23 protein-coding genes and 1 pseudogene are annotated in these 24547 nt (G+C 62.9%); 19 read left to right on the top strand and 5 right to left on the bottom strand.

Annotated features, from left to right (window positions below):
• Positions 1-35: 35 nt before the first annotated feature.
• Entirely contained in the window at positions 36-1652 is a 1617-nt protein-coding gene (locus CCX87_RS14865; RefSeq protein ID WP_087748381.1) for a Wzy polymerase domain-containing protein, read from the top strand.
• Between the two features lie 12 nt (positions 1653-1664).
• Here the strand turns inward: CCX87_RS14865 and CCX87_RS14860 are convergent, their stop codons facing one another.
• On the bottom strand, positions 1665-2249 hold the full coding sequence (locus CCX87_RS14860) for a YqiA/YcfP family alpha/beta fold hydrolase (RefSeq protein ID WP_087747497.1): 585 nt from the start codon (positions 2247-2249) through the stop codon (positions 1665-1667).
• A gap of 200 nt (positions 2250-2449) precedes the next feature.
• Here CCX87_RS14860 and CCX87_RS14855 point away from each other — a divergent pair, with 200 nt between their 5' ends.
• Both CCX87_RS14855 and CCX87_RS21365 read left to right on the top strand, forming a co-directional pair.
• Complete coding sequence (locus tag CCX87_RS14855; RefSeq protein WP_088132891.1) at positions 2450-2749, top strand: hypothetical protein; 300 nt, start codon at positions 2450-2452, stop codon at positions 2747-2749.
• Between the two features lie 167 nt (positions 2750-2916).
• The gene (locus tag CCX87_RS21365; RefSeq protein WP_232476410.1) at positions 2917-3069 is read left to right on the top strand and encodes a hypothetical protein; all 153 of its coding nucleotides are present in this window, start codon (positions 2917-2919) and stop codon (positions 3067-3069) included.
• 98 nt (positions 3070-3167) lie between these two features.
• Here the strand turns inward: CCX87_RS21365 and CCX87_RS14845 are convergent, their stop codons facing one another.
• Complete coding sequence (locus CCX87_RS14845) at positions 3168-5513, bottom strand: hypothetical protein (protein ID WP_087747495.1); 2346 nt, start codon at positions 5511-5513, stop codon at positions 3168-3170.
• A 239-nt stretch (positions 5514-5752) separates the two neighbouring features.
• On the opposite strand from CCX87_RS14845, the gene CCX87_RS14840 reads away from it, so the two are divergent.
• The 8 genes from CCX87_RS14840 to CCX87_RS14805 all read left to right on the top strand — a co-directional run bounded on the left by CCX87_RS14840 (position 5753) and on the right by CCX87_RS14805 (position 14068).
• Positions 5753-6511 carry a response regulator transcription factor gene (locus tag CCX87_RS14840; RefSeq protein WP_087747494.1) on the top strand — a complete coding sequence of 253 codons (759 nt, stop codon included), beginning with the start codon at positions 5753-5755 and terminating at the stop codon, positions 6509-6511.
• 9 nt (positions 6512-6520) lie between these two features.
• Positions 6521-8365 (top strand): sensor histidine kinase, encoded by a 1845-nt coding sequence (locus CCX87_RS14835; protein WP_087747493.1) that lies wholly within the window; start codon positions 6521-6523, stop codon positions 8363-8365.
• 31 nt (positions 8366-8396) lie between these two features.
• Positions 8397-9569 (top strand): rod shape-determining protein RodA, encoded by a 1173-nt coding sequence (gene rodA / locus CCX87_RS14830; protein WP_087747492.1) that lies wholly within the window; start codon positions 8397-8399, stop codon positions 9567-9569.
• A gap of 125 nt (positions 9570-9694) precedes the next feature.
• Entirely contained in the window at positions 9695-10042 is a 348-nt protein-coding gene (locus CCX87_RS14825) for a YegP family protein (protein WP_087747491.1), read from the top strand.
• Between the two features lie 99 nt (positions 10043-10141).
• Positions 10142-11626 (top strand): metalloprotease TldD, encoded by a 1485-nt coding sequence (gene tldD / locus CCX87_RS14820; protein ID WP_087747490.1) that lies wholly within the window; start codon positions 10142-10144, stop codon positions 11624-11626.
• Positions 11627-11718: 92 nt separating this feature from the next.
• Entirely contained in the window at positions 11719-12255 is a 537-nt protein-coding gene (locus tag CCX87_RS14815; protein ID WP_087747489.1) for a hypothetical protein, read from the top strand.
• Positions 12256-12536: 281 nt separating this feature from the next.
• Positions 12537-13658 (top strand): 3-deoxy-7-phosphoheptulonate synthase, encoded by a 1122-nt coding sequence (locus tag CCX87_RS14810; RefSeq protein ID WP_087747488.1) that lies wholly within the window; start codon positions 12537-12539, stop codon positions 13656-13658.
• A 98-nt stretch (positions 13659-13756) separates the two neighbouring features.
• Positions 13757-14068 carry a hypothetical protein gene (locus CCX87_RS14805; RefSeq protein ID WP_087747487.1) on the top strand — a complete coding sequence of 104 codons (312 nt, stop codon included), beginning with the start codon at positions 13757-13759 and terminating at the stop codon, positions 14066-14068.
• Between the two features lie 48 nt (positions 14069-14116).
• Here the strand turns inward: CCX87_RS14805 and mpl are convergent, their stop codons facing one another.
• Positions 14117-15541, bottom strand: coding sequence for a UDP-N-acetylmuramate:L-alanyl-gamma-D-glutamyl-meso-diaminopimelate ligase (mpl, locus tag CCX87_RS14800; RefSeq protein ID WP_087747486.1), 1425 nt, complete (start codon positions 15539-15541; stop codon positions 14117-14119).
• Between the two features lie 197 nt (positions 15542-15738).
• Between mpl and CCX87_RS14795 the strand changes: the two genes are divergently transcribed.
• The 8 genes and pseudogenes from CCX87_RS14795 (at position 15739) to CCX87_RS14765 (ending at position 22409) form a co-directional block, all read left to right on the top strand.
• Positions 15739-16335: a hypothetical protein gene (locus CCX87_RS14795; RefSeq protein ID WP_087747485.1), complete on the top strand. Its 597-nt coding sequence runs from the start codon at positions 15739-15741 to the stop codon at positions 16333-16335.
• Positions 16332-16913 carry a TlpA family protein disulfide reductase gene (locus CCX87_RS14790; protein ID WP_087747484.1) on the top strand — a complete coding sequence of 194 codons (582 nt, stop codon included), beginning with the start codon at positions 16332-16334 and terminating at the stop codon, positions 16911-16913. Before CCX87_RS14795 ends, CCX87_RS14790 begins: the two co-directional genes overlap by 4 nt.
• A 149-nt stretch (positions 16914-17062) precedes the next feature.
• Entirely contained in the window at positions 17063-17512 is a 450-nt protein-coding gene (accB, locus tag CCX87_RS14785) for an acetyl-CoA carboxylase biotin carboxyl carrier protein (RefSeq protein WP_087747483.1), read from the top strand.
• 118 nt (positions 17513-17630) lie between these two features.
• Complete coding sequence (gene accC, locus CCX87_RS14780; RefSeq protein ID WP_087747482.1) at positions 17631-18980, top strand: acetyl-CoA carboxylase biotin carboxylase subunit; 1350 nt, start codon at positions 17631-17633, stop codon at positions 18978-18980.
• Between the two features lie 77 nt (positions 18981-19057).
• Complete coding sequence (gene prmA / locus CCX87_RS14775) at positions 19058-19960, top strand: 50S ribosomal protein L11 methyltransferase (RefSeq protein ID WP_087747481.1); 903 nt, start codon at positions 19058-19060, stop codon at positions 19958-19960.
• A 55-nt stretch (positions 19961-20015) separates the two neighbouring features.
• Positions 20016-20081, top strand: a pseudogene (locus CCX87_RS21680) (zinc-ribbon domain-containing protein); the annotation flags it as partial.
• A gap of 435 nt (positions 20082-20516) precedes the next feature.
• A complete protein-coding gene (locus tag CCX87_RS20925) occupies positions 20517-21491 on the top strand; it encodes a DUF3426 domain-containing protein (protein WP_232476592.1) in 975 nt (324 codons plus the stop codon).
• A gap of 21 nt (positions 21492-21512) precedes the next feature.
• Entirely contained in the window at positions 21513-22409 is an 897-nt protein-coding gene (locus CCX87_RS14765) for a carbohydrate kinase family protein (RefSeq protein WP_087747478.1), read from the top strand.
• Between the two features lie 125 nt (positions 22410-22534).
• Here CCX87_RS14765 and CCX87_RS21355 read toward each other — a convergent pair whose 3' ends face one another.
• Both CCX87_RS21355 and CCX87_RS14755 read right to left on the bottom strand, forming a co-directional pair.
• On the bottom strand, positions 22535-23074 hold the full coding sequence (locus CCX87_RS21355) for a histone (RefSeq protein ID WP_087748379.1): 540 nt from the start codon (positions 23072-23074) through the stop codon (positions 22535-22537).
• Positions 23075-23264: 190 nt separating this feature from the next.
• Positions 23265-24461 carry a ribonucleotide-diphosphate reductase subunit beta gene (locus CCX87_RS14755; protein ID WP_087747476.1) on the bottom strand — a complete coding sequence of 399 codons (1197 nt, stop codon included), beginning with the start codon at positions 24459-24461 and terminating at the stop codon, positions 23265-23267.
• Between the last annotated feature and the right edge of the window lie 86 nt (positions 24462-24547).

Here is a 24547-nt window from a genome sequence, read left to right as displayed (position 1 = left end):
CAACGCTTCCGCTACTGTGCTCTGGTTTGATTGAAATGCGTCTGGATGCCGTTGCTGCGCCGCTGACCCTGCTGGCAGTGGCTTTGCCGTTTCTCTTTTCGTACCCGCAGCCGCCCCTGTCCAATTTCTGGCCCCTGGTGGCGGCTTGGGCTTGTGGTGCGGTGCTGGCCCTTATCGTGGTCTGCCGTGGCTGGGGGCTGCGCCGCTCGCCGGCTGGCGCCCTGGGGTCCGGTGGGCGAGCGTTCCTGGCATCGCCGCTGGCGGTGGGCTTGCTGTTGGCGGCCTTGTTGGCCGCAGTGGTCGGGTTGCTGCAGTACTTTTTGGGCGACCCCGGCCTGGCACCCTGGGTGCAGCCGTCCACGCCGGGGCAGGCCATCGGCAACCTGCGCCAGCGCAACCAGCAGGCGTCGCTGATGAGCCTGGGCGTGTGGGCGCTCATGTGGTTGGTGGCACAGATGCAGGTGCGCCTGGCGGCGGCGGACACTGCGGCGCCGGTAACGCCCCTGCAGCAAGCGCTGCAGGGCGGCGGGCGCGAATGGCCGTCGTGGCTGGTGGGAATGCTGTTGGCGTGGGCGCTTGCGTTGCTGGCGGTGGCCAGCGCGGCCACGGCATCGCGCACCGGGGCGATGCAGTGGTTGCTGATCGTGGCACTGCTGGTGCTGTGGCGCGGCACCAGTGGGCGCCTGGTGGTGGGCCTGGCCGTGATCGGGCTGGCGCTCTATGCCCTGGCGGGATGGCTGCTTTCGCGCCTGTTGCTGGACTGGACGGGGTTTGCCACCGAGGGGGTTTTTGCCCGCATCGGGGGGGACCTGCAGGCCTGCAGCAGCCGACGGACTCTGTGGTCCAACGTGCTGTACCTGATCGCGCAGAAGCCCTGGACGGGCTGGGGTTGGGGCGAGCTGGACTATGCGCACTACATGACGCTGTTTCCCGGCGAGCGCTTTTGCGCGCTGCTGGACAACGCCCACAACCTGCCCTTGCATCTGGCGGTGGAGCTGGGCCTGCCGGTGGCTGCCGTGGCATGCGGCGCCGTGCTGGCCTGGGTGGTGCGCGCGCGTCCGTGGTGCGAGACCGATCCGCTGCGCCAGCTGGCCTGGGGTGTGCTGGCCATCATCGGCCTGCACAGCATGGTTGAGTTTCCTCTGTGGTACGGCCCATTCCAGCTCGTCACGGTGCTGGCGCTGGCCTTGCTGTGGCGCCGGGCGCTGCCGGGCTGGGTGCGTTCTGCGCGTTTTCTGGCCAGCGCTGCCGTGGTGGTGGTGGCGGTGGGCGTGGCGGGCGCTGGCATTGCGTGGGATTACTACCGTGTCAGCCAGCTCTACCGCCCCATGGCAGCCCGGCCGCTGGCCTACCAGGCGGACACGCTGGCCAAGGTGTCCAACACCCTGCTGTTCACCAACCAGGTGGATTTTGCGCTGTTGACCATCACGGCGCTCACGCGCGAGAACGCGCCGCAAATCCACACGCTGGCCACGGAGCTGCTGCATTTTTCACCCGAGCCCCGGGTGATCGAAAAGCTTATAGAGAGCGCACTGTTGTTGGGAATGGACGACGAGGTGGCCTTTCAGCTGCGGCGCTACCGTGCGGCCTACCCCGAGGAACATGCGCGTTGGGTGAGTGCCCAGCGCGCTGCCCCGCCAGCGCTGCAGTGACTTCCATCTTGGTTATGCCAGTCGCAGAAACTTCGCCACGGCCGGCAGGTGGCCGCCAAAGTCGCTCAGCGCATGGTCGCTGCCTTCGAGCAGCGTGATCTGGGCGGCGGGGTAGCGCGCCGCCATCTCCCGCCAGTCCAGCACCTCGTCGCCCTTGGCGATGATGGCCATTTCGCGGCCCGCAGACAGCGGGCACTCCGCGGCCAGGGCCTGCAACTGCCCAATGTATTCGGGCAGGAAGAAAAAACGTTCGGCCGGGTCGTGCCATGCCGTTTGCTCGCCGATATGGCGCGCAAGGTCCCGCGCCGGGTCCACGGCCGGGTTCAGCAGCACACTCGCGCAGCCCGTTTGCCGCGCCACCCAGCTGGCATAAAAGCCCCCCAGCGAAGAGCCCACCACGGCCATGGTGGCCCGCGGCCAGGCAGCAATGCCTTGGGCCACCCGATCCATGGCGGCCCGGGGCGAGGGCGGCAACTGGGGGCACCACCAGTGCACGGCAGGATGGTGTTGCGCCACATAGGCCGCCATCAGCCGGGCCTTGGCCGACTGGGGGGAGGAGCGAAAGCCATGCAGGTACAGCAGGTGCGTGGTGGTCATGGGGCTTTGGAGGGTGCTTTGGGTGGAAGTATGGAAGGGCAGCTACCGCCGTGCGGCGCCTGGTTTTGCCTCGCATACCAGCCCCGATTTTGCCCCGCTTTCCATCGCTAAACGACTGGTTTCGGGGGGGGGGCAAGCCTCCTCCGCGCTGGGCAGTCTTGAATTGCTGCGGGTGCTGGGGCCGACGCCCAGACCGCCGTGTGGCTGACATTCGATTCTCGCCTGCAGCGCCAGATGGCCATCAAGCGGAACACCTGGCGCAGCAGGGTCGGTGTGTGCCCCACGACGCCGTGGCGCCGATGGTGGCGCTGCTCACGGTGCAAGGGGTGGATGGCACCACCCTGCGCGCCCTATTGCAGCGCGCGCTGGCGCGCAGCCCGGCGGCGCGCTACGCCACCGCAGAGGCATTTCGCGACGCCTTGCGCGGCTGGGCGGCACCCGTTAGCGCCCCCACAGCGGCCAGCAATGCCAGCCGGGCTCTGCGGCGGCCTGTTTGCTGACGCTGCCGGCGCCCCAGGGGGATGCCGCCGTGCCTTGAGTACGCCCGGCGACCTGTTTACCGCGGTCTGTGCCGCGGGGCGGAAACTCTGATCAACGATGCCACCCAGGCGCGCATGTAGGCGCGCCTGCCACAGTTGTATGTCATGGCATCAATGCGCCGGCTTTCTTGTCGCTGCCCCCGCAGGTCAAGGGCCAACCATTCGCCCTGATCTATGCCGACCAGTCATCGCCCGGCGCCATCGTGGTGGATGACAAGGTCCTGGGTTTGTTTCGTACCCTGAGCAACCAGGCCGTGATGGAGTTCCGGCAGGCGGGATGAAGTCTCACCCGGCCTATATGAAAGAGTGGTCGTAAAAAAGCCCCGCCGGAGCAGGGCTTTGAGGATCAGGGCAGCCCTATAGCCGCTTGCCGGATTGGTTAGCGACGGACACCCATGAAGCTGCCCGTCGAGCCGTCTGTATCTGCAAATGTTCCGCTGGCCGCGCCCGTCAAGAAATTGAGGGTACCAGTGGCGGTACCGTCAGCATCGGTCAGGGTAAAGGCGCCAGTTGCCAGGTCTGTAAACGACAGGGTGCATGGATTGGTCCCGGTCCCGGTGCTGTCTATCCAGGTGCAAGTGACGTTGCCGTTGCCATCAATACGGATGGTGGTTGATCCGTCCGCTGCAACGGGGTCGGAAACCACCCATTCGCCCGAGTAGGATGTTCTCGTCAAGGCCAAGGGCACCTCCGGATCCATGGCGGGCAACCCCAGTTGGGCGGCCAGGGCGTTGGTGGCAGCCAGATTCAACCGCGCGGTGTTGGTGGTCGTCATGTTGTTCTGGTAGCCCAGGTAGACCTTGTTACCCCGCTCCACAAACACACGCTGGTAACCCAGTCCATTGGCGACCAGGGGCGGGTTGCTCAGTGTCATGACGCGCGCGTCGCCCTGGGTTGTGATGGTGTAGGTGCCCGTGCCGATCTCTGTGCAGTTGCGTGCCGAGCCATTGTTGAAGCGCTCCTTGCAGGCGTAGTAAGTCACCGGGTTCGTGCCAGCGCCCTTGAAGGCCACACGAAGTCTGGTATTGCCGCTGTAAAAGCCCGGTGCCGTGGCGCCTGTACCCACCGGTGCGTTACCGATGTTGCCGAGGCTGACGGTGCTGTTGCCCCATGCCTCATCGGTCGGGTCTGGACTCGTGTAGAGAACGTTGTTGTACGTAAACTTGCCCTGTGCAAACACGCAAGGCGTACCCGTCATGGCACTGATCATGCCCTCCAGCGTGGCGCTGTTGGTGCCGTTGGTGTCCCTGAACTCGCTGGAGTTGCAGCCTGCAGTGGCTCCCTGGGTGCTCGCAATACCTCCGGCAGAGACAGCCGGGCTGTACTGCGTCACATAGTTGCTGCTTCCCGGGTAATAAGCCACCGCTGTAGTCAGGGGCGTGTTCGATTGGTAGAACAATTTGGCACCGGCCGGGAACTTGGCAGCGCTCAGAACGGTGGCTGCCGAAGCGATGGCCAGGTTGGTGTAGCCAGCTGCTGTGATCTGGTTGTACACGTCGATCATGGGGCGGTCGGCGATGTCGAATACGGCGCGGTTCGACCGGCCGGTTTCCATCTTGTCGCAGTCGTTGTAGCTGGAGTTGCCTTTGGCATCGCGCACCGTACTGGTGTTTTCGCTGTTCAAGGCACAACCGACCCAGCTGGCCCCATTGAAATGCAGGTCTGCCTGGCGGTTGGGGCTGCCTCCGTTGTTCCATGCGGCCACCGCACCGTTCACGCTGTTGTAGCGGCGGCTTACATACTTGACGTTGTTCGAGGCATCCGGGGTGTTCTGCGCCAGCGTGGAAACGAGGGCTCTGACAGACCAGTTTGCAGAATCCGTGAAATTCAGGCTGCGCAAGGTTCCACCTGCTGCGGGTGTTTCTGCCACCACGGTGGGAGAAGCGGTCTGGTTGTTGATGGCAACCAGGGTGGTGACGGCAGTCGTTGGGATGCCAGTGTCTGGGCTATTGACCAGCGTATTGGCCTGGGCCAGCAACGCCGCATCCTTGTCCGCCGGGGCTGCGTTCTGGACACTGGGGTCTGCCAATGCAGTCAGTAGCGCCGGCAGGATTTCAAGCAGTCTGTTCTGGATGATCTTGTCCAGATCGGACTGTTTGATTACTGCGCCGTCGATGGCGCTCGAGCCCACAGTGTTGCTCAGCAGGGTGGATTGTTGCTGGGTGGTCAACACCACCATGCGTGCCACAGTGGCGGCGGCCTGGCTGTCGGCCGTGCTGTCCTTGGTGAAGTCTGCAAACAGCGAAACGTTGAGGCCGGTTTGGGCTTTGACGGAGGCTTCGGCATCGGCACTGTTGGCACCGGTGTTGGAAATCACGGATTGCACCAGCGTGGTCAGTGGGCTGACGACCGCAGGTTTGTCGGCTGGGGCCTGCATGGTGAAGGGGGTCGTGACGGGGCCGTGATCCTTATCGACGGCATCGGTGCCGACGACCGCGAGGATCGGGTACTTGTTGGCGTCTGCACTGTCAATTTGCAGCGTCACCTTGCCGTCGATGTCCGTCCTGCCTGAAGGTTCGCTGGGGTCGCAAACACCATTGAGGTTTTTGTCCAGGCATACCGTGGCTTTCTCGATCGCGCCGTCGACTACGGTCACGGGCACGCTGGTCTTGGCCGCCGCGGGCGGTGGTGCGGGCGTGCTGTCACCGCCACCACCACACCCTGCTACGGTCAGCATGGCAGCACCTGCCAGGGCAAATGCCAGTTTGCCGAGTTGCATCGTCATAAGTATCTCCAAGGAGTTTGAATCAAGCGGTCTGCAAAGCCTTCCAGATTCCGCTCGGAGCTAATTGAGCCGATAGTCGTGACGGATTGCATCCCATGAACATGGGGGGGCTACAACCGCCGCTGCGGCGTTCTGGCGTGCTCCCTTATTCATGGGATGGTGGGTGGCTGGTGGTTTGGACGGCACAGGTTTATGCTGCTTGCGGGTTACCTATTCAAACCGGTTTGAGCCCAAGGGAGATGCCTGTGTGGCGTGTGCTGATTGTTGAAGACGACTCGCAGATGCGCGAGTTTTTTGCCGCCAGCGTGTCACGTTGCGACCGGTTGGCGCTGGCTGCCAGCATGGGCTCCGTTGCCGAGGCACGGGCCTGGCTGGACGATGCCGAGCATCAGGTGGATGTTTTGCTGGTGGACTTAGGGCTGCCCGATGGCAGCGGACTGGAAGTGATCCGGTATGCGCGGCAGCTGCATCCGGAGTGCGAGCCGCTGGTGATCTCGATGTTTGGCGACGAGGACAACGTGCTGGCTAGCATTGAAGCCGGCGCGCTGGGCTACATCCACAAGGACTCCACGCCAGAAAATGTTGCGGAAACCATTTTGGAGATGAAGCAGGGCGCTTCGCCCATTTCGCCCATGATCGCGCGGCGGGTCTTGTCCAAGTACCTGAGCTTGCACGCCACGCGTTCGCCAGCGCAACTTCAGCCAGGTGGTCCGGTTGCGCTCAAGAACACAGCATCTGCAATGGGTGACGGACAGGCGGGCCGCAATGCGCCAGAGCCGGTGTTGTTATCGGGCAAGGAGCAAGAAGTTCTGGAGCTGATCGCACGAGGGTTTTCTTATGGGGAAACCGCGCGCCTGCAGGGCATCAGCGTGCACACGGTGCGCACGCATATCAAGAGCCTTTACAGCAAGCTGGCTGTGCACTCCAAGAATGAAGCGGTTTATGAAGCGGTCAAATTGGGGCTGCTGCCGAGCTATTCCAGCGGCCGATCGGACTGACCACTGCACATGCGGCGTCGTTCTTTTGGGTTCTTGTCCTTCATCCGCCTGTTGGGTGTATTGCTGTGGTGGCTGGCCATGGTCAGTGGCGTACAGGCCGCGCCGCTGCAATTGACCTCAGCCCAGGCGACAGTTGAAGTCGATGGGCAGGTGAGGCATTTCGAGGCGACGCTGCCTTATGTGTGGGACTGGTGGCATCGCGGGGGCCGGGGGCATGCCGAATTCGAGATGTCGCTGTCGCTTCAGGACATACCGAAAGAGCCCTGGTTTCTGTATTTCCTGCGCCTTGGCAACGCTTACGAGGTCCGGCTCAACGGTGCCTTGCTGGACAGCAAGGGCGACCTGAAAACGTTTGACCGAAACGACTACGGCCAGATCCCCCGCCTCATCACCATTCCGGTAGGTTTGCTGCGGCAAGACAACCTGATCCAGGTCCGAATTCGGGCCGATCATGCCCGGCGGGCTGGCGTGGCCAGCCCCTGGGTGGGGTCGCACGCTGAGATCGTGCCGCTGTATGACGCGGAGTATCTTCAGCGTGTCACGGGAACGCGGGTTGTTGTCATTGTGAGCCTGCTGGTGGGCACGATTGCTTTGGCACTCTGGTGGACACAGGTCAACCCGACCCAGTCGCCCGGAAAACAGAGGGATCCGCTGTATCTCTATGCGGCGCTCGCAGAATATTTCTGGAGTCTGCGCGTGGGCAGCGTGCTGCTGGAGACGCCGCCCTTGCCCAGGTTCTGGTGGGACATTCTGTTTATTGAGGCGCTCGGGGTTTGGGTAGCGTCCATGCTGATGTTCAGTGCGTTGGCGGTGGGTTGGCGTGGGCGTTTCAGTGTGGTGCGTCTGCAGTGGGCGCTGGCCCTCCTGCTGGTCACGGGGGTTGGCTGCGCGGTCGCAGCGCAATGGGGCTACAAGGGGTGGCTGACCTGGTGGTATGCGAGTCTGGGCGTTGTCGCTCTGCCGTTTGTAGCGCTGTACTGCTGGTCTGCGCTGCGCACGGGCAGCCATCTGCACCGGCTGGTTGCTGCCGCCTTGGTTTTCAACTTGCTGGTGGGCGTGCGGGATTGGGCTGTGTTTCGGGTGCAGATGACGCTGGGGGGCAATACGTTGATGCGTTACTCCTCGGTGGTTTTCGGCGTGTTGCTGGCCTATATTGTGTTCACGCGGTTTCGGGAGGCCAGCGTGCAGGTGCGATACCTGCTGTCCACCATGGCCCTGCAGATGGCCGCCAAGGAGCAGGCGCTGCAATCAAGCTACGAGCGGCTGGAGTTGCTTGCGCGGGAGCAGGAACGGGTGAACGAGCGCACACGCATCCTGCGTGATCTGCACGACGGGGTAGGGGCCCACATCAGTGCCGCCATCCGGCAACTGCAGTCGGGCCGGGCGAGCAACGACGAGGTGCTGCATACGCTGCGGGATTCACTGGACCAGATCAAACTGTCGATAGATGCCATGCACCTTCCTGCGGGGGATGTCACGGGCTTGCTGGCCAATCTGCGTTACCGGCTGGAGCCTAAGCTCAATGCGGCGGATATCGAACTGCTTTGGGACGTGGACCTGATTGAACCGCTGGAGCGGCTGGATGCGGTCGGCATGCGGCATCTGCAATTCATGGTGCTGGAGTCCTTGTCCAATGTGCTGCAGCATGCGCACGCCAGCAAGCTGCGGATCGAGGCCAAGGCGCAGGGACACTGGGTCGTGGTTCGCATTGCGGACAACGGGGTGGGTTATGACACCGCGCGACCGTTTCGCAAAGGGCTGCTTGCGCTCCATGAGCGTGCCAAGGCCATCGGTGCCGCCCTTGTCATTCGCAGCAGGGTGGGCGAGACCGTGGTGGAAATCACGTTGGCCTGACAGGTCGTGGTGCCGGCAGGGATAATTGCCCATGGCCGCCGTTTTCGACAAACCTTCTTTCCCCCAGCGTTTTTTGCCCCTGTTCCAAGGGTTTGACTGGCCGCTCGTCCTGGTGGTGGCTGTGCTCGCCAGCGCCGGGTTGCTGGCCATGTATTCATCCGGGTACGACCACGGTACGCGCTTTGCGGACCATGCGCGCAACATGCTGATTGCCGTTGCCATCTTGTTCATGGTGGCCCAGGTGCCGCCCCAGAAGATCATGGCCCTGGCTGTGCCCCTGTATGCCGTGGGGGTGGCGCTGCTGGTGGCGGTGGCCTTGTTCGGCATCACCAAGAAGGGGGCCCAGCGCTGGATCAACCTCGGCGTTGTCATTCAGCCCAGCGAACTGCTCAAGATCGCCATGCCCCTGATGCTGGCCTGGTGGTTCCAGAAGCGCGAGGGGCAACTGCGGCCGCTGGATTTTGCCGCCGCGGGGCTGCTGCTGGTCATTCCCGTGGGCCTGATCATGAAGCAGCCCGACCTCGGCACCTCGCTGCTGGTGCTGGCGGCGGGGCTGTCGGTGATCTTTTTTGCCGGCTTGTCGTGGAAGCTGGTGCTGCCCCCGGTGTTGCTGGGCGTCGTGGGCATCGTGCTGCTGGTCTCGCTGGAGCCCCGGCTGTGCGCCGACGGCGTGCGCTGGTCCATCCTGCATGACTACCAGCAGCAGCGCATATGCACCTTGCTCGATCCCTCGCGCGACCCGCTGGGCAAGGGTTTTCACATCATCCAGGGCATGATTGCCATTGGCTCGGGCGGCGTTTTTGGCAAAGGGTTCATGGCCGGCACGCAGACCCACCTGGAGTTCATTCCCGAGCGCACCACCGACTTCATCTTTGCGGCCTTTTCCGAAGAATTCGGCCTGGTCGGCAACCTGTTTCTGATTGTGTGCTTTTTGCTGCTGGTGTGGCGCGGGCTGGCCATTGCGGTGGGCGCAACCACTTTGTTCGGGCGGCTCATGGCGGGGGCGGTGTCGATGATCTTCTTCACCTATGCGTTTGTGAACATGGGCATGGTCAGCGGAATCTTGCCGGTGGTGGGCGTGCCGCTGCCGTTCATCAGCTATGGCGGCACGGCCATGGTCACGCTGGGGCTGGCGCTGGGCATTCTGATGTCGGTGGCGCGGGCGCAGCGCATCGACCCCAGCGACGCGCGGCCGGCGCTGTAATCGGCGCTTAACGGGCGCTTTCCCGTTTCCCTGCCGCCTTCCCTGCCGCCTCTTGCGCGATGGGGGCTTGCGGGTTACAACGCGGGTGCCAACCGTGTTTTGGCATTCATCCGGAGGTGTTTCCCATGGCGTCCAGGTTTGAGCTGAAAAAATCCAAGAACGAAAAGTTCGTCTTCAATCTGCTGGCAGACAACGGCAAGGTCATTTTGACCAGCGAGCTCTACGACTCCAAAGCCAGCGCGCTTAATGGTATTGAGTCGGTCAAGAAAAATGCGCCCGACGATGGCCGTTATGGCAGGCTGAGCGCCAAGGACGGATCGCCCTATTTCACGCTCAAGGCGGGCAACGGCCAGGTCATTGGCCAAAGCCAGATGTTTTCTGGCGAGAAGGCGCGCGACGAAGGTATCGCATCGGTCAAGGCCAACGCCCCCGGGGCGGCGACGGACGACCAGACGGCGAATCAGGCGGCGTAACCAGACGGTGCCATGGCCCCGCAGGGGTGGGGCGGTGCGCCGCGAGGGCATGCGCCCCTTGCGCCGCGCAGGGCATGGCGGCACGCCTAAAATGGCTGTATGTCATCACGCTCCCCCTCTGCCGCGCCCCAGCGCGCGTCCACCCTGCAACGCATGGATGTTGCCCGCCAGTTGCTCCTGACGCCTTTTGGTCTTGACGAAGGCCATCTGGCGCGTGCGCTGGCTGAAATTCGCACCCACCAGGTGGACGATGCCGATCTGTATTTCCAATACACCCGTAGCGAAGGCTGGAGCCTGGAAGAGGGCATCGTCAAAACAGGCTCGTTCTCCATTGACCAGGGCGTGGGGGTGCGAGCCATCAGCGGCGAAAAGACAGCCTTTGCCTATTCCGACGATATCTCCGAAGCCTCGCTGCTTGATGCGGCCCGCACTGTACGGTCTATTTCGGCTGTGGCGCAGGCGGGTCGTGCGCGAGTAGCTTCTAAAAAGATAGCAGGCGGGCGCAGCCTCTACCCCGGCGTGGATCCCATCTCCACGCTGGACAGCACGGCCAAGGTGGATTTGCTGATGCAGGTGGAGCAGCGCGCCCGCGCCAAGGACCCGCGCGTGGCCCAGGTCATGGCCGGTTTGGCCAGCGAATACGACGTGGTGCTGGTGGCCCGCGCGGACGGCACGCTGGCGGCCGATGTGCGGCCGCTGGTGCGGCTGTCGGTGACGGTGATCGCTGAACAGAACGGTCGCCGTGAAATGGGCTCGGCCGGTGGCGGTGGGCGCTTTGGGCTGGCGTATTTTGATGAAGCGCAAATTGCCCAGTATGTGGACGAGGCGGTGAACGCCGCATTGGTCAATCTCGAGTCGCGCCCCGCGCCTGCGGGCGAGATGACGGTGGTTCTGGGCCCCGGCTGGCCCGGCATCCTGCTGCACGAGGCCATCGGCCACGGGCTGGAGGGCGATTTCAACCGCAAGGGCTCCAGCGCCTTCAGCGGCCGCATCGGCCAGCGCGTGGCGGCCAAGGGCGTCACGGTGCTCGATGACGGCACCATCGCCGACCGGCGCGGCTCGCTCAATGTGGACGACGAGGGCAACACCAGTCAGCGCAATGTGCTGATCGAAGACGGTATTTTGAAGGGCTACATCCAGGATTCGCTCAACGCCCGCCTGATGGGCGTGGCGCCCACCGGCAACGGCCGGCGCGAAAGCTATGCGCACATTCCCATGCCGCGCATGACCAACACCTACATGCTGGGCGGCGACAAGGACCCCCAGGAGATCGTGGCCAGCATCAAAAAGGGCCTGTATGCCACCAACTTTGGCGGCGGGCAGGTGGACATCACGTCGGGCAAGTTCGTGTTCTCGGCCAGCGAGGCCTACTGGGTGGAAAACGGCAAGATTCTTTACCCGGTCAAGGGCGCGACCATCGTCGGCAGCGGCCCCGACTGCCTCAAGCGCGTCAGCATGATCGGCAACGACATGCGCCTGGACAGCGGCGTGGGCACTTGCGGCAAGGAAGGCCAGAGCGTGCCGGTGGGCGTGGGGCAGCCCACGATGCGGATCGACGGGCTGACGGTCGGCGGAACGGCCTGAAACCCCGCCGGGGTGGGGGCTTCGGTGCCCTGCGGCTTTCGGCGGGCCGCACGGGGGACGACATCCCGCAGAGGCGGGCGCACAATCACGCCATGCCGGCGCCGCTTTCCAGTTTGCAGCAAACCCTTCAGTCGTTTGGCGACATCAGCCGTTTTCTGCGCGAAGGCGTGGCCGACGAGGATTCCCGCCAGCTGCGGGACAGCCTGGGGGCGCTGTCGATGCACATCGACGAGGCGACGCGTCTGCGCCGGTCTGGCGCGGATGCCAGTGCTATCACCCGCCGCGTGGTCGAACTGGCCCAGTGCGCACGCGAGCACCAGCTTTTCCTGACGGGCCTGGGTTCCGCCTGGCACGCGTTGTACGAGTTTGGCGCCTACCAGCGCGCGCTGCGGGAGTTGCGCGACACCATTGCCGCATGGCTGCAGGCGCTGGAGCGCCATAGCGCGCGCGAGGGCGCCTGCTTTCGGCAATTCGAACTGCTGGCCTGGCGCACGCTGGGCGAGGCCTTGCTGCTCATCGATATGTACGAGCACGATAGCGGCCCGCACAGCGATGTGTCCGAGGCCGCGCCGCCGCGCTTGTCGGGCTGGCAGCGCGTGCAGGCCTGGCTGCGGCACTTGCGCGGATAAAAGCCTGCCCCTCGCCAGCCGGGTGCCATCGCCGTCCGCCAGGGCAGTTGCCGCCACGCCACAAAGCCCCATGCTTGCTGCGGTGCGGCAAACACTGTGCTACATTGATTCACATGCAAGTTCGCAGCGCGTTTTATTTTTGGTTTTGGATCTCAGTCCCCGGCGGATGAGAGGACAACGCGCAAGCCCACCAACCTCACCATACCAACCGCCGACGCTGAAAAGCCCGGCGGTTTTTGTTTTTCTGACCTTCTGACATTTCAATCCACGAGGAAGCCACCATGACGGCCCACGCCACCCCCGCTACCGATTCCTGGTACCGCAGCGTCGAGAAAACCAGCCAGACCGACGACGAACGTATCAAGGACATTACCGTGTTGCCACCTCCCGAGCACCTGATCCGCTTTTTCCCCATCAGCGGAACGCCGGTGGAAGCGCTGATCACCCAGACGCGAAAGAACATCCACCACATCATGGCCGGCAAGGACGACCGCCTGCTGGTGGTGATTGGCCCCTGCTCCATCCACGATCCCGCCGCGGCGCTGGAATATGCCCGCCGCCTGGCCGCCGTGCGCGCCCAGTACGCCGACACGCTGGAAATCGTGATGCGCGTGTATTTCGAGAAACCCCGCACCACGGTGGGCTGGAAGGGCCTGATCAACGACCCCTATCTGGACGAAAGCTACCGCATCGACGAAGGCCTGCGCATCGCGCGCCAGTTGCTGATCGAGATCAACCGCCTGGGCATTCCCGCCGGCAGTGAGTTTCTGGACGTGATCTCGCCCCAGTACATCGGCGACCTCATCAGCTGGGGCGCCATTGGTGCTCGCACCACCGAGAGCCAGGTGCACCGCGAGCTGGCATCGGGCCTGTCGGCGCCCATCGGCTTCAAGAACGGCACGGACGGCAACATCCGCATCGCCACCGACGCCATCCAGTCGGCCAGCCGGGGCCACCACTTCCTGTCGGTGCACAAAAACGGCCAGGTCGCCATCGTCAACACCAAGGGCAACAAGGACTGCCACGTCATCCTGCGCGGCGGCAAGGCGCCCAATTACGATGCCGCCAGCGTGGCCGCCGCGTGCAAGGACCTCGAAGCCGCCAAGCTGCCGCCCACCCTGATGGTCGATTGCAGCCACGCCAACAGCAGCAAGCAGCACGAAAAGCAGCTGGATGTGGCGCGTGACATCGCCGCCCAGATTGCCGGCGGCTCGCGCAGCGTTTTTGGCCTGATGATCGAAAGCCACCTGAACGCCGGTGCCCAGAAGTTCTCGCCGGGCAAGGACCTGCCCGCTGCGCTCGAATACGGCAAAAGCATTACCGATGCCTGCCTGGGCTGGGATGATTCGCTGCAGTCGCTGGCCGAACTGTCGGCCGCCGTGGTGGCCCGCCGCGCGCGCTGAGTCTGCGCTGCTGCGCGGTGTAAGCTCAAACCTTTGGTGGGGCCCGCCGGTGTGCGGCCCCGGCTTACATCCCCCTTGCGCCAGAAAGGCAACCCATCATGCACAGCGAAGTGTCGGTCCAGCTGACTGGAAACCAGGAGTTCCGTTTTGATCTGGAGGGCCAGGAGCCCATGGCGCATGAAGCCGGGCGCCACTGGCTGGACGATCAGTTCATTGCCCTGGATTGCGAACCCCTGCGCGCCAGTGGCAAGGTGTTGCTGGCCGACAAGGTGCTGACCGTGGCGCGCGCCGCCGGCGCCTCGTTGTTCAACGATCCCGTGTGGTCGCGTGATTTCGCCCGCGCCGCCAGTGCCGCGCTGGCCAAACCCGTGGTGCGAGTGGACGTGCCGGGCATGGCGGTTTCCTTCTGAATATTCAGCAAAAATAGCCGCTAGCGCTTATGTAGTAAGCGCAAACAGCTATTTTTTTGATAGTGCCTGCAACAGCCGCTCGTGCACGCCGCCAAAGCCGCCATTGCTCATGCAGACAATGTGATCGCCCGGTTGCGCCGCTTGCACCACCTGGCTGACCAGGGTGTCAATGTCCGGCGCGGTCTGCGCGCGCTGGCCGGGGCCCACGCCCAGCGGCGCCAGGGCCGCAGCGGCATCCCAGTCCAGCCCCGCCGTGTGGCAAAAGGCCAGGTTGGCGGGCTCCAGCGCCCAGGGCAGCTGGCTTTTCATGGCGCCCAGTTTCATGGTATTGCTGCGCGGCTCGAACACCGCCAGGATGCGCGCATCGGGCCCGAGGCTGCGGCGCAGGCCGTCCAGTGTGGTGCGCAGCGCCGTGGGATGGTGCGCAAAATCGTCGTACACGGCGATGCCGCCCACGGTGCCGCGCAACTCCATGCGGCGTTTGACATTCTGAAAATCGGCCAGCGCCTGTGCCGCCTGCTGCACCGGCACGCCCACATGGTGCGCCGCTGCGATGGCGGCGAGCGCATTGAGCTGGTTGTGCACGCCAGTCAGGCCCCATTGCACGCGCGCTGCGGCTTCGCCCTGGTGCAGCACGTCAAAAGCCTGCGGGTCGCCCACGGCAGAAAAATCGCTCACTGCGGCACCGAAGCTGCTCACCGTGCTCCAGCAACCCGTGTGCAGCACGCGGGCCAGGCTCTCTTCGAGCCCGTTGACCACCACGCGGCCCGAAGGCGGCACGGTGCGCACCAGGTGGTGAAACTGGCGTTCGATGGCGGCCAGATCGTCAAAAATGTCGGCGTGGTCGAACTCCAGGTTGTTCAGCACCGCCGTGCGCGGGCGGTAGTGGACGAACTTGCTGCGCTTGTCGAAGAAGGCGGTGTCGTATTCGTCGGCCTCGATCACAAACAGCGGGCGGGTGTCGAGCGCCCCGTCGCCTGCGCCGGGACGCTGCGGGGCGCCCAGGCGGGCGGAGACGCCAAAGTTCAGTGGCACGCCGCCAATCAGGAAGCCCGGCTGCAGCCCGGCGCTATCCAGAATCCAGGCCAGCATTGACGTGGTGGTCGTCTTGCCATGGGTTCCTGCCACTGCCAGCACATGCCGGCCCTGCAGCACCTGTTCGGCCAGCCACTGCGGGCCGCTGGTGTAGGGCAGGCCGGCATCCAGGATGGCTTCCATGAGGGGAAACTTCGGGCTGCCGTCTGCCAAGCGGGCCCGGCTGACCACGTTGCCCACGACGAACACATCGGGGCGCAGCGCCAGCTGGTCGGTGCCAAATCCTTCGATCAATTCGATGCCCAGGGCCCGCAACTGGTCGCTCATGGGTGGGTAAACGCCGGCATCACAGCCCGTTACCCTGTGTCCGGCTTCGCGGGCCAGCGCGGCCAGACCCCCCATGAAGGTGCCGCAGATCCCCAGTATGTGTATGTGCATGGGCGCAGATTCTAAGGTTCAACCAGAAAACGCCCTGTAGCGCTTGAGCGGTAAGCGTGAGAAGCTATGAAAAACATAGTGTCATCGGTGGCCTGTGGCCACCAATGGCCGTGTCGCCGCCGGGCCATGGGGTGCGCAGTGGCGGTCTGTCATGGGTTCGCGCCACAATAGCGCCTCCAACGCCATCCGGTTCTGCCATGCCAACATCTTTGAGCGCCGAAATCGTCAGCACCACTGCCCGGCTGGTCGTGGAAGAGGGGCTGGAATGGGGCCCTGCCAAGCGCCGCGCGCTGCGTGAACTCGGCCTGCCAGCGCGCACCCCGCTGCCCGACAACGACGCGGTGGAAGAGGCGGTGCGCGAATACATCGCGCTCTTTTGCGCCGACACCCAGCCAAACGAATTGCGTGCCCTGCGCCAGCTGGCGCTGGTCTGGATGGAACGCATGGCGGCCTTTCGGCCCCACTTGGGAGGGGCGGTGTGGCGTGGTACGGCCACGCGGCTGTCAGATATTTATTTGCAGTTGTTCTGCGATGACTCCAAATCGGCCGAAATCGCGTTGATAGACCACAACGTCGATTACGAGCCGCGCACTGTTCCGGGCTTTCACGGCGATTCTGTGGAGGCCCTGAGTGTGGGCAGCATGTGTCCTGAACTGGGTGAAATGATCGGCGTGCATTTGCTGATCTACGATCTTGACGATTTGCGCGGGGCTTTGCGCCCCGATGCCAAGGGGCGATCGCCGCGTGGTGACATCACCGCCGTGCGGCGCCTTCTCCAGGAAAATGTTCCATGACCGCGCCCATGATGGAATCTTCTGCTTCTTCTGTGCCCCCTCACGCCACAAAGCCGGTGAGCCGGCGCCGGGCCCTGTATGCCGGTGTGGCCGCAGCGGCCGCCGTTGGCGGTGCCGGTCTGGCATGGTGGCGCCTGCAACCCCATGCCGTGCAGGCGGGCGCAGAGCAGGCGCTATGGGCGCAGGCGTTCGATACGCCCGAGGGCGCGCGCCTGGCCATGGGGGCGTTTGCGGGCAAGCCCTTGCTGCTCAACTTTTGGGCAACCTGGTGCCCGCCCTGTGTGGACGAGTTGCCCATGCTCAATGCCTTTTATCGCGAGAACCAGGCCAACGGCTGGCAAGTGGTGGGGCTGGCGATTGATCAGCCGTCTTCGGTGCGGAAATTCCTGGCGCGGTTGCCGCTCGATTTTCCCGTGGGCCTGGCGGGGCTGGGGGGCTCGGAGTTGGGGCGTTCGCTGGGCAATCTGACGGGGGGGCTGCCCTTTACGGTGGTGTTCAGTGGGGACGGGCGTGTGGCACATCGTAAAATGGGCCAAGTGACCCCGGAAGATTTGCAAAAGTGGACCATCCTGCGCTGATGGAATCGCGCTGCAAAATGGCACTTTAACGTCACATGGCATTGGTAATGCCCTGATGTCAGCGGTGGAAAATGTGCTCCGAAGACTGAAGTAGGCTGAAATTGGAGTAAATTCGCGCCCTATTTAGTTTTATAGCCGTTGGAGCTCCCATGGATTTGCGAAAACTCAAAACCCTGATCGACCTGGTATCCGAGTCGAATGTGTCCGAACTCGAAATCACCGAAGCCGAGGGCAAGGTCCGTATCGTCAAGAGTGGCGGCGCCGTGGTGCAGCAATATGTTCCGGCCCCCATGCCCGCTCCGGCGGCTGCCGCTGCACCCGCAGCTGTGGCGGAGTTGCCGGCCCCGGTGGCAGCAGCGCCGACCGGTCATGTGGTGAAGTCTCCCATGGTGGGCACGTTCTACCGCTCGTCGAGCCCCGGCGCCAAGGCGTTCGTCGAGGTGGGTAGCCAGGTCAAGGAAGGCGAGACGATCTGCATCATTGAAGCCATGAAGATTCTCAATGAAATCGAGGCCGACAAAGCCGGCACCGTGACGAAGATTCTGGGTGAAAACGGCCAGGCCGTGGAATACGGACAGCCGCTGTTCGTGATTGAGTAACCCCTGCCCATGTTTAAAAAGATTCTGGTCGCTAACCGCGGCGTTCTTGCCGAAGGCAAGGCGAAGCAGATTGCCCTGGCACGCGCCAGCGTGCGGGCGATGAGCCGCGAGACAGCCTATGTTTAAAAAGATTCTTGTTGCCAATCGCGGCGAAATCGCCCTTCGCATCCAGCGCGCCTGCCAGGAACTGGGCGTCAAAGCCGTGATGGTCTATTCAGAGGCCGATCGTGATGCCAAGTATGTGAAGCTGGCCGAAGAGGCCGTCTGCATTGGCCCGGCGCCGTCGCCACTGTCCTACCTCAACATGCCCGCCATCATCTCGGCGGCCGAGGTGACGGATGCGGAAGCCATCCACCCGGGTTATGGTTTCCTGTCCGAAAATGCCGACTTTGCCGAGCGGGTGGAAAAAAGCGGTTTCCAGTTCATTGGCCCCACGCCCGAAAACATCCGCATGATGGGTGACAAGGTGTCGGCCAAGCAGGCCATGATCCGCGCTGGCGTGCCCTGCGTGCCCGGGTCTGACGGCGAGTTGCCGGACGATCCGGTGCAGATTCGCCGCATTGCAAAGGCCGTGGGTTACCCGGTGATCATCAAGGCCGCTGGTGGCGGTGGTGGCCGCGGGATGCGCGTGGTGCACACCGAGGCTGCCCTGATCAACGCCGTGCAGATGACCAAGGCCGAGGCGGGCGCTGCGTTTGGCAATCCTGCGGTGTACATGGAGAAGTTTCTTCAGAACCCGCGCCATATCGAGATCCAGATTCTCGCCGACAAGCACCGCAATGCTGTGTATCTGGGCGAGCGCGACTGCTCCATGCAGCGGCGCCACCAGAAGGTGATTGAAGAGGCGCCGGCGCCCGGCATTCCCCGCAAGCTGATCGAGCGGATTGGTGAGCGCTGTGTGGCGGCCTGCAAGAAGATCGGTTACCGCGGCGCGGGCACGTTCGAGTTCCTGTATGAAAACGGTGAGTTCTACTTCATCGAGATGAACACGCGCGTGCAGGTGGAGCACCCGGTGACCGAATGGATCACGGGCGTGGACATCGTGCGCACGCAGATCATGGTGGCCGCCGGTGAAAAGCTGCCCTTCACCCAGCGGCAGATCGAGATTCGTGGCCATGCCATCGAATGCCGGGTGAATGCGGAAGATCCCTACAAGTTCACTCCTTCGCCGGGACGCATCACCATGTGGCATGCACCGGGCGGCCCGGGTGTGCGCGTGGATTCGCATGCCTATGCCAATTATTTTGTTCCCCCGAACTATGACTCGATGATCGGCAAGATTATTGTGCATGGCGATACGCGTGAGCAGGCCCTGGCCCGCATGCGCACGGCGCTGTCGGAGACGGTGATTGAGGGGATCAGCACCAATGTACCGCTGCACCGCGAGTTGATGGTGGATGCCAAGTTTGTGGCGGGTGGCACCAACATTCACTATCTGGAAGAGTGGTTGTCACAGCGCAAGCGGTGAAGTCACCTTGTGCATCGTTCTATGCTGGCTCCTGGCAACGGGTGCCAGCATTTCATTTTTTCTGAGAGGCGTGTCCCATGTTTGAGCTGAGTCTGATGTGTCCGGAAGACCGCATTGAGGCGGTGAGCGATGCGCTGGACGCGCTGGATGCCCTGAGTGTGTCGGTGGAGGACGCAGACGCACAGACCGACGCCGAGCAGGCATTGTTCGGGGAGCCGGGCATGCCGCCGCCCAAGGATGGCTGGCAACGCAGCCGGGTGGTGGCCTTGTTTGCGACGGAAGCCGCCGCGCGCGACGCGCAGCAACTCTTGGCCGTGCAGGACTTTTTCGCAGGCTGCCAGGTGCTGGGTCTGGCGACCGTGCCGGAACAGGACTGGGTGCGGCTGACGCAGTCTCAGTTTGCGCCGGTCGATATCACCCCCGACTTCTGGATTGTTCCCACTTGGCACGAGTTGCCTGCGCAGGCGCTGCGCAGCATCCGGCTGGATCCGGGGTTGGCCTTTGGCACGGGCACCCATCCCACCACGCGCATGTGCCTGCGATGGATTGCGCGCCATGGTGCGGCGGGTGCCGAGGCTGGAAATCCGCTGGGGCGTGTGCTGGACTACGGTTGTGGCTCGGGCATCTTGGCCATCGGTGCGGCCAAGTTCGGTGCTACGGATATTGATGCCGTGGACATTGACCCGGCGGCCGTCGAATCCACGGTGCAGAACGCGCAGGCCAATGGTGTGCAGGTACAGGCTGGCCTGCCGGACAAGGCCCTTGGGACTTATCAGACCGTGCTGGCTAACATTCTGGCCACTCCGCTGAAGGTGCTGGCCCCCTTGCTGTGCGCGCATGTCGCTTCAGGCGGGCACCTCGTGCTCGCGGGTATCCTGGAGCGCCAGGCGCAGGAGCTGCAGGAAGCCTACGCACCGTGGATCCGCCTGGAGGTTGCCGATGCCGAGGATGGCTGGATTCTCATGACGGGCTCCCGCTGAATTTCTTGTGCCGCAGCCGATTGCCTAAGGGGGCGCCAACTACCATGGATCGCAGATGAGCCAGATTACACGCTGCCCGTCCTGCACGACCAAGTTCAAGGTGGTGGCCGACCAGTTGCGCATTTCCGACGGCTGGGTGCGATGCGGGCAATGCAAGGAGGTTTTTGATGCATCGGCCCACCTGCTGCCCTCGGAGCCGCAGGCCTTGCTGCCGGATGTGTCCATGACCGCCGCGCGCCCACCGCTGACACCTGTGGCGCGTGCCACCGATGCAGGGCGCGCCTGGGGCGCCCCCACAGCTGGGGACAACTCTGCTTCTTCCGCGCCATCCATGCCGCCCACCGACTCGCACGACACATCGTGGGATTCCTCTGCGCGAGACGCTGTGCTGGATGTGCCGGGCCCGGTGGTTCCTGCATTTCTTGTTACGGAAACAGCGGTTGCATCTTCCTTAGAGACAGAGACAGAGACAGAGACAGAGACAGAGACAGAGACGATACCGCAGTCATCCAGTCCATTTCCCTGGCGATCTGGTGTGTCTGCAGGTGCCACCGATATGGCGCCGATATCCGATACGTTGTCGCCGTTCACGCAGATGGGTGGTGAAGAATCGTCCAAGGAAGAAACGCCTGCGGTCGAGATGTGCGAGAGTCCGGCCGGCTATGAGCTGCCATCTGCCGAATGGCGTGACGCGGAGTGGCCAGAAGAGTTGCGGGGCGAAAATTCGACCGCTGCAGCCGGTGCGTTGCATCCACCTACGGAGTTGCTGCGCAAGCAATCGGTTGAGGAGCAGGACATTGGTGATTTCGCGGATGCGCTTGACAGTGCGCAGGCGCAGGAGAACGGGTCAGAGCAGGGTCCTGACATGTCATTCGATGAGCCCTCATTGTCTGAATCGTCTTCCTGCAAGTCGCCGTCCGGCATGGGGCTGGGGGATGCGTTGGATGGGAACCTTCGTGACAGCATGCCGCAAGATCAGCAAGAGGATGACTTGCACGACGGGGTTTTGGGCGCAGATGAGGTGAGTTTCGTGCGCGCGGCGAAGCGCAAGGCCTTCTGGCGGCGCCCCCTTGTGCGGGTGGCGTTGGGGGCCGTTGTGTTCGTGCTGTTGTGCACATTGGCATTGCAGGTGGTGCTGCAGGAGCGCGATCGCATTGCTGCCATGGATGCGCGTGTTCGCCCTTGGCTTCAGATGCTGTGTGAACCCTTCCAATGTGCGTTGGCTCCGCTGCGGCAGATATCGGATGTCATGATCGACAGCTCTTCATTCCACAAGGGGCGCGCAGACAGCTACCAGCTGACCTTTGCCATCAAGAACCGTGCAACCGTGCCCCTTGCCACGCCTGCCATGGAATTGACCTTGACCGATGCACAGGACCAGCCTGTGCTCCGGCGGGTGTTTTTGCCGCAAGAGATGGCGGCTCCCACGGAACTGCCTGCCTTGGGCGATTGGACCGCTTCGGTTGCGGTCAACGTGACCACTGGCGGGGCACGCGTGGCGGGCTATCGGCTGCTGGCGTTTTATCCCTGATCTTTCTATCTATCTTTTGCCATGGCTGTACTGATTTGCGGTTCACTTGCGTTTGACACCATCATGACTTTTGAAGGGCGGTTTGCCGAGCAGATCTTGCCCGATCAGTTGCATATCCTCAATGTCTCGTTTCTGGTGCCCTCCTTGCGGCGCGATTTTGGAGGATGCGCTGGCAATATTGCCTACAGTCTGCGGCTGCTGGGTGGCGAGCCGCTGCCCATGGCAATGCTGGGTAGCGACGGCACCGACTATCTGTTGCGACTGAAGGAGTTGGGCATCAGCACGGCACACGTAGGTCAGAGCCATGACACCTACACGGCGCAGGCCATGATCATGACGGACCGTGACAACAACCAGATCACGGCATTTCACCCCGGGGCCATGATGCAGGCCCATGCGAACCGCATTGAGCCTTGGACGGATGCGCGTCTTGGCATTGTTGCGCCCGATGGTCGGGACGCAATGCTGGAGCATGCGGCGCAGTTTGTGGCGGCAGATATTCCGTTTGTCTTCGATCCAGGCCAGGGTCTGCCCATGTTCAGCGGAGCTGAACTGTCCCGGTTTGTCGAGCAGGCCACCTGGGTCACTGTGAACGACTATGAAGGCAAGATGCTGTGCGAGCGCACGGGCTGGTCATGCGCGGAAATCTCGCGCAAGGTGAAGGGGCTGATCGTCACGTTGGGGGCGCAGGGTTGTGAGGTGTGGATTGACGGAGAAAAGACGTTGGTCCCTGCTGTAAAACCCGCACAGGTGGTAGATCCGACGGGATGTGGCGATGCATGGCGGGGTGCGCTGCTTTTTGGGTTGGAGCGTGGCTGGTCGCTCGTGCGTTGCGCCGAGTTGGGCAATCGCGTGGGGGCTCTCAAAATTGCACAGCGTGGACCGCAGAACTACACATTGGACTTCACCCCAGCCTGACGCGGCGTGCATGCCGGAGTTTGCGGTCTGTGCTGCCGATAGCAGCCCAGACGTCTGGCCACCATTGTTCTGGGCATAAAAAACCCGGTGCACGAGCACCGGGTTGGGCACTGAATGGGCCTGGTTTACGGCTTGGTGCCGGTCGGGAAGGGCCAAGCGGCCTGGGGGTTCAGCGTGGTTTGCGCAGATGGCGCGGCCGCAGGGGCCTTCACGGCTTTCTTTGCGGGGGCTGCCTTTGGGGCAGATGCAGTAGCCTTCTTTGCAGCCACTACCTTCTTGGCAGGAGCAGCTTTCTTCGCTGGTGCAGCCTTCTTGGCGGCCACTACCTTTTTGGCAGGAGCGGCTTTCTTTGCTGGTGCAGCCTTCTTGGCGGCCACTACCTTCTTGGCAGGAGCAGCTTTCTTCGCTGGTGCAGCCTTCTTGGCCGCCACTACCTTTTTGGCAGGAGCGGCTTTCTTTGCTGGTGCAGCCTTCTTGGCGGCCACTACCTTCTTGGCAGGAGCAGCTTTCTTTGCTGGTGCAGCCTTCTTGGCGGCCACTACCTTTTTGGCAGGAGCGGCTTTCTTTGCTGGTGCAGCCTTCTTGGCGGCCACTACCTTTTTGGCAGGAGCAGCTTTCTTCGCTGGTGCAGCCTTCTTGGCGGCCGGTTTTTTCGCAGTTGCCATCATGTTCTCCTTGGGTCAATTTGCAAAGAGCACTTCCTGTCTGCAGTGGACAGAAAGCGATCCATGGGGATGGAGAAGAGCTCCATCCCCATGAACACGGGAACGCCCCACCAGGCGGCGCTCTGCGGCACTGTCTGTGTGGGGTGTGGTGTAAAAATCCATGGTGGTGTGATGCCTGCAAAAAGGGGCGCTAATCCCAGGACAGCGCACCACCGGACTGGTATTCAATAACCCGGGTCTCGAAGAAGTTGCGTTCCTTCTTCAAATCGATCATCTCGCTCATCCACGGAAAAGGGTTTTCTTCGTTGGGAAACAGTGTCTCCAGCCCGATCTGCGTGGCCCGGCGGTTGGCGATGTAGCGCAGATAACCCTTGAACATCGAGGCGTTCATGCCCAGCACGCCACGGGGCATGGTGTCTTCGGCGTAGCGGTATTCGAGTTCGACAGCCTTGAGGAACAGCGCCTTGATCTCGGCCTTGAACTCTGCCGTCCACAGGTGGGGGTTTTCAAGCTTGAGTTGGTTGATCAGGTCGATGCCGAAGTTGCAGTGCATGGACTCATCGCGCAGGATGTACTGGTATTGCTCGGCCGCACCGGTCATCTTGTTCTGGCGGCCCAGCGCCAGGATCTGGGTGAAGCCGACGTAGAAGAACAGCCCTTCCATCAGGCAGGCGAACACGATCAACGACTTGAGCAGAGTCTGATCGGTTTCGGGCGTGCCGGTGTGGAAGTTGGGGTCCATGATCGCTTCGATGAAGGGGATCAGGAACTGGTCCTTGTCGCGAATCGACTGGACTTCGTTATAGGCGTTGAATATCTCGCTCTCATCCAGGCCGAGTGACTCGACGATGTACTGGTAGGCGTGCGTGTGGATGGCTTCCTCAAACGCCTGGCGCAGCAGGAACTGTCGGCACTCAGGCGCGGTGATGTGACGGTAGGTGCCCAGCACGATGTTGTTGGCAGCCAGCGAATCGGCGGTGACGAAGAAGCCGAGGTTGCGCTTGATGATGCGGCGCTCGTCTTCGGTCAGGCCGTTGGGGTCTTTCCACAACGCGATGTCGCGCGTCATGTTCACCTCTTGCGGCATCCAGTGGTTGGCGCAGGTGGCCAGGTATTTTTCCCACGCCCACTTGTACTTGAAGGGCACCAGCTGGTTGACGTCGGTCTGGCCGTTGATGATGCGCTTGTCGGCGGCGTTCACGCGGCGTTGCGTGGCTGCAGCAGGTGTTGCTTGCAGTGCTGCGGGGGCAGGCATTGATGCATGTACTTCCTGCAGGGAAGGGGCTGGGAAAGGCAAAGGCGGCTGTCCCGCCGGGTGGCTTTTGTGCAGTCCACCGTCCAGTTGATTTTGCGATGAGGGCTTGACTTCTTCGTCCCAGGTCAACATAGATTTTCCAGTGTTCGGATTATGAAAGCAGTGCTGCAAAAAGAAAAGCACTGAAGCGTTGTGCAGCAACGATTTGTTGCTTCACA

Origin of the sequence: Acidovorax sp. T1, assembly GCF_002176815.1 — a bacterium.
Taxonomy (GTDB): Bacteria; Pseudomonadota; Gammaproteobacteria; order Burkholderiales; family Burkholderiaceae_C; genus Acidovorax.
The sequence above is the reverse complement of the archived record's forward strand: the minus strand, read 5'-3'. Positions and strand labels throughout refer to the sequence as shown.